The organism is Streptomyces sp. NPDC020362, from assembly GCF_040642095.1.
Lineage (GTDB): Bacteria > Actinomycetota > Actinomycetes > Streptomycetales > Streptomycetaceae > Streptomyces.
The window spans coordinates 1-4,507 of the sequence record NZ_JBFAET010000368.1 but is presented as its reverse complement, the minus strand read 5'-3'; the positions used below and the strand labels follow the sequence as shown (position 1 = coordinate 4,507).

The following is a 4,507-nucleotide window of genomic DNA, read 5'->3' as shown; positions in this document are numbered from 1 at the left end:
CCCTACACGCCGCTCTTCGGTTCTGGTTGGGGGGTTTGGGTGCCGCCGGTTCGGCGGGGGGCGGGCCGGCGGGCCCGGAGGGCTCGCCGGGTTTCGGGGCGGGCTTGCGGGCGGGGTCCTGTGCCGGCTTCTGAGCGGGTTCCTCCGGGCCTTCGGCCGCGGGGGCCACGATCCCTCCCGCACCGCCCGGAAGGGCCAGCAGGCGTGTCCGGGAGGGGGGTACGGCGGGAGCGGGGACCGTGCGTGCGCCCTGGGCGAAGCGTGTCCGTACGTCGCGCTCGGCCAGCGCCCGGCAGCGGTCCAGCAGGCGGGCCGCCGTGGGGTTCCCGCGCAGTGCCCGCAGCGCGGCAAGGTCGTCCGGCGTCGGCCGGTGCCCGGCGCCCAGCACTTCCTCCAGGAGCGCGAGGTAGTCGGCGGCGGTGCCCGGCAGGGCGGCGCGGTACCGGCCCAGATCGGCCACCAGGAAGGCGCGCAGCCGGGCTCCCTCACGCATCGCCTCGTCGAGGGACTCGGCGAGACGGAAGCAGTCCTTGACGTCCTCGGCGGACGCTCGGCCGGGGTGAAGGGCGAGGGCGAGGGCTCGGCGGAGCACACGCAGCTCCTCCGCGCCGAAGGCCATGCCGCCGCGGGATCCGTATGGCGTGGGCATGCGGCGACGCTACCGCTAATCGGACAAAAGTGACGGATGGGATTGTTGTGTCGCCGCGTGTCGTTACCGGGTTTCCCTCGACCGGGGCCACGCGCGCGGGGACGGCGAAGACCGGCACCCTCGCGGGCGCCGGTCTCCGGCCGGTCTCCTCACAGACGCGACACGTTCCGCTCGTACACCAGACGCAGGCCGATCAGGGTCAGCCACGGCTGGTGCTCGTCGATCACCGAGGACTCCCCGAGCACCATCGGGGCGAGGCCACCGGTGGCGATCACCGTGACGTCGTCGGGATCGTCGGCCAGTTCCCGGGTCATCCGGCTCACCACTCCGTCGACCTGCCCGGCGAAGCCGTACACGATGCCCGCCTGCATGGCCTCGACCGTGTTCTTGCCGATCACGCTGCGCGGCCGGGCCACCTCGATCTTGCGCAGCTGCGCGCCCTTGACGCCGAGCGCCTCCACGGAGATCTCGATACCGGGCGCGATCACCCCGCCCACGTACTCGCCGCGCGCGGAGACCGCGTCGAACGTCGTCGCCGTGCCGAAGTCGACGACGATCGCCGGGCCGCCGTACATCTCGACGGCCGCCACCGCGTTGATGATCCGGTCCGCGCCGACCTCCTTGGGGTTGTCGGTGAGGATCGGCACGCCCGTCTTCACACCCGGCTCGACCAGCACCGCCGGCACGTCGCCGTAGTACCTGCGGGTGACCTCGCGCAGCTCATGGAGGACCGACGGCACGGTGGCGCAGATCGCGATGCCGTCGATACCGTCGCCCAGCTCCTCGCCGAGCAGCGGGTGCATGCCCATCAGGCCCTGCAGCAGCACCGCCAGCTCGTCCGCCGTGCGGCGCGCGTCCGTGGAGATGCGCCAGTGCTCGACGATGTCCTCGCCGTCGAACAGGCCGAGCACGGTGTGCGTGTTACCGACGTCGATCGTGAGCAGCATGGCCGTTACTCCGCCTCGCGCAGGTCCAGGCCGATGTCGAGGATCGGCGACGAGTGGGTGAGCGCGCCGACGGCCAGGAAGTCCACGCCGGTGTCGGCGTACGCACGCGCGGTGTCGAGCGTGAGCCGCCCGGAGGCCTCCAGCAGGGCCCGCCCGCCGACGATCCCGACCGCCTCCGCGCACTCCACGGGCGTGAAGTTGTCCAGCAGGATCAGGTCGGCACCGGCGTCGACGACCTCGCGCAGCTGGTGCAGGGTGTCGACCTCCACCTCGATCGGCACGTCCGGGAAGGCCTCCCGTACGGCCTTGAAGGCCGGCGCGACGCCGCCCGCGGCGACCACGTGGTTGTCCTTCACCAGGGCGGCGTCGGAGAGCGACATGCGGTGGTTGACGCCCCCGCCGCAGCGCACCGCGAACTTCTCCAGCGAGCGCAGCCCCGGCGTGGTCTTGCGGGTGTCCCGCACGCGCGTCTTGGTGCCCTCCAGCACGTCCGACCACGCGCGCGTGGCGGTCGCGATCCCGGACAGCCGGCACATGAGGTTGAGGGCGCTGCGCTCGGCGGTGAGCAGGTCGCGCGTGCGCGTGGTGACCGACAGCAGCTTCTGTCCGGCCTCGATGCGGTCGCCGTCCTCGACGTGCCGCTCGACCTCGAACTCGTCCGTGCAGACCACCGAGAGCACGGCCTCGGCGACCCTGAGGCCCGCCACCACACCGGCCTCGCGCGCGGTGAAGTCACCGGTGGCGACGGCGTCCTCGGGGATGGTCGAGACGGTCGTCACGTCCACACCGCCGTCCAGGTCCTCCTGGATGGCGACGTTGGCGACGTCCTCGACCTCGATGGGGTCGAGTCCGGCGGCGGCCAGCAGTTCGGCGAGTGCGGGGTCGAGCCCGCACTCCAGGTACTCCTCGTCGCCCTCGGCGCCGCAGGCGCAGCCGTCACCGCAGCCGCCGTTCGGGGCGAGGGGAAGGTCGTCGGTGCTCACGTGTTCACTGCTCCTGGGGGCGCTGGGTCTGCCGGGTCGGGGGGAAGTCTGCGGTGTCCGTGGTGTGGACGGCCAGGGACCGGTCCGGATTGAGCCGTACCACGATGTGGCGCCGCCAGTGCGTGTCGTCGCGGTCGGCGCGGTCCTCGCGCCAGTGGCAGCCGCGGGTCTCCTCGCGCAGCCGGGCGGCGGCGACCAGGACCCGGGCCACGCACAGGAGGTTGGTGGCCTCCCAGGTGTCGACGCCGGGCTCGGCGGTCTTGCCGTTCTCCTCCAGGGCGTCGCGTGCCTCGCTGTGCAGCCGCTGGAGCTGGTCCGCGGCCTTCTCCAGGGAGTCCGCCGAACGGAGCACGCCCGCGCCCTCGGTCATGATCCGCTGGATGGCGAAGCGGGTCTCGGGGGCTAGCAGCGGGTGGGCGGGCTTCTCGGGGTGCGGGACCGGCTCGGGCACGCGCGCGTGGAGGCCGTTTCCGGCGTGGGCCGAGGCGATGTCGGCGGCGATGCGCTCGGCGTAGACGAGGCCTTCGAGGAGGGAGTTGGAGGCGAGCCGGTTCGCGCCGTGCACGCCGGTGCAGGCGACCTCGCCGCACGCGTACAGGCCGGGGACGGTCGTACGCCCCCGGGCGTCGGTGCGCACGCCTCCGGAGGCGTAGTGGGCGGCCGGGGCGATCGGGATGGGGTCGGTGACCGGGTCGATGCCGTTGGCGCGGCAGGCGGCCAGGATGGTCGGGAACCGGTGCTCCCACATGTCGGCGCCGAAGTGCCGGGCGTCGAGGAACATGTGCTCGGCGTCCTGCTCCTGCATCCGCCGCATGATGCCCTTGGCGACGATGTCCCGGGGCGCCAGCTCGGCCAGCTCGTGCTGCCCGACCATGAAGCGCACGCCGTCCCCGTCGACCAGGTGGGCGCCCTCGCCGCGCACCGCCTCGGAGACGAGCGGCTGCTGCCCCTCGGCGTCCGCGCCGAGGAACAGCACGGTCGGGTGGAACTGCACGAACTCCAGGTCGCTGATCTCGGCGCCCGCGCGCAGCGCCAGCGCCACGCCGTCGCCGGTGGACACCGACGGGTTGGTGGTCGCGGAGAACACCTGGCCCATGCCGCCGGTGGCCAGGACCACCGCGGGGGCGTGCACGGCGCCCACGCCGTCGTGCTGGCCCTCGCCCATCACGTGCAGGGTGACGCCCGCCGTGCGGCCGTCGGCGTCGGTCAGCAGGTCGAGCACGAGCGCGTTCTCGATCGTGCGCAGCCCGCGCGCGCGTACGGCCTCCACGAGCGCGCGGGAGATCTCCGCGCCGGTCGCGTCCCCGCCCGCGTGGGCGATACGGCGCCGGTGGTGGCCGCCCTCGCGGGTGAGCTGGATGTCGCCCTCGTCGTCGGTGTCGAAGTGGGCGCCGGTGTTGATCAGCCGGTGTACGGCGCCCGGTCCCTCGGTGACGAGGATCCGTACGGCCTCCTCGTCGCACAGGCCGGCGCCCGCCACCAGGGTGTCCGCGAGGTGCTGCTCGGGGGTGTCGCCCTCGCCGAGGGCGGCGGCGATGCCGCCCTGGGCCCAGCGGGTGGAGCCGTCGTCCAGGCGTGCCTTGGTGACGACGACCGTCGTCAGGCCCGCGGCCTCGCAGCGCAGTGCCGCGGTCAGGCCGGCCACCCCGGAGCCGACGACGATCACGTCCGCGGAGATGGACCACCCGGGGGCGGGTGCGTGCAGTCGTATGCCTGTGCTGGTCACGAGGCGGCTCCGAGGGATCCGAAGGTGAGGGGAAGGTTGTCGATCAGCCGGGTGGTGCCGACCCGGGCGGCGACCGCGAGGACGGCTTCACCGGTGAAGCCGTCGCCGATCTCGGTGAAGTCGGACGGGTCCACCAGGGCGAGGTAGTCCAGCTGCAGCGGGGGGTCGAGGCGGGCGCCCTCGTCCAGGGCCTGGCGGGCGG

The 4,507-nt window shown here is 73.5% G+C and carries 5 protein-coding genes; all 5 read right to left on the bottom strand.

The window, feature by feature from the left end; genetic code table 11:
* Nucleotides 1–619, bottom strand: a 619-nt coding sequence (locus AB0H32_RS46960; RefSeq protein ID WP_361135455.1) for a hypothetical protein, incomplete at its 3' end; no start/stop codon positions are given.
* Nucleotides 620–798: 179 nt separating this feature from the next.
* The gene (locus tag AB0H32_RS46955; RefSeq protein WP_361135453.1) at nucleotides 799–1,596 is read right to left on the bottom strand and encodes a type III pantothenate kinase; all 798 of its coding nucleotides are present in this window, start codon (nucleotides 1,594–1,596) and stop codon (nucleotides 799–801) included.
* Between the two features lie 5 nt (nucleotides 1,597–1,601).
* Nucleotides 1,602–2,579: a carboxylating nicotinate-nucleotide diphosphorylase gene (gene nadC / locus AB0H32_RS46950; RefSeq protein ID WP_361135451.1), complete on the bottom strand. Its 978-nt coding sequence runs from the start codon at nucleotides 2,577–2,579 to the stop codon at nucleotides 1,602–1,604.
* 4 nt (nucleotides 2,580–2,583) lie between these two features.
* On the bottom strand, nucleotides 2,584–4,305 hold the full coding sequence (locus tag AB0H32_RS46945; protein WP_361135449.1) for an L-aspartate oxidase: 1,722 nt from the start codon (nucleotides 4,303–4,305) through the stop codon (nucleotides 2,584–2,586).
* Nucleotides 4,302–4,507 (bottom strand): pantoate--beta-alanine ligase (locus AB0H32_RS46940; RefSeq protein WP_361135447.1); only part of this gene is annotated, 206 nt, incomplete at its 5' end. The genes AB0H32_RS46945 and AB0H32_RS46940, both read right to left, overlap by 4 nt.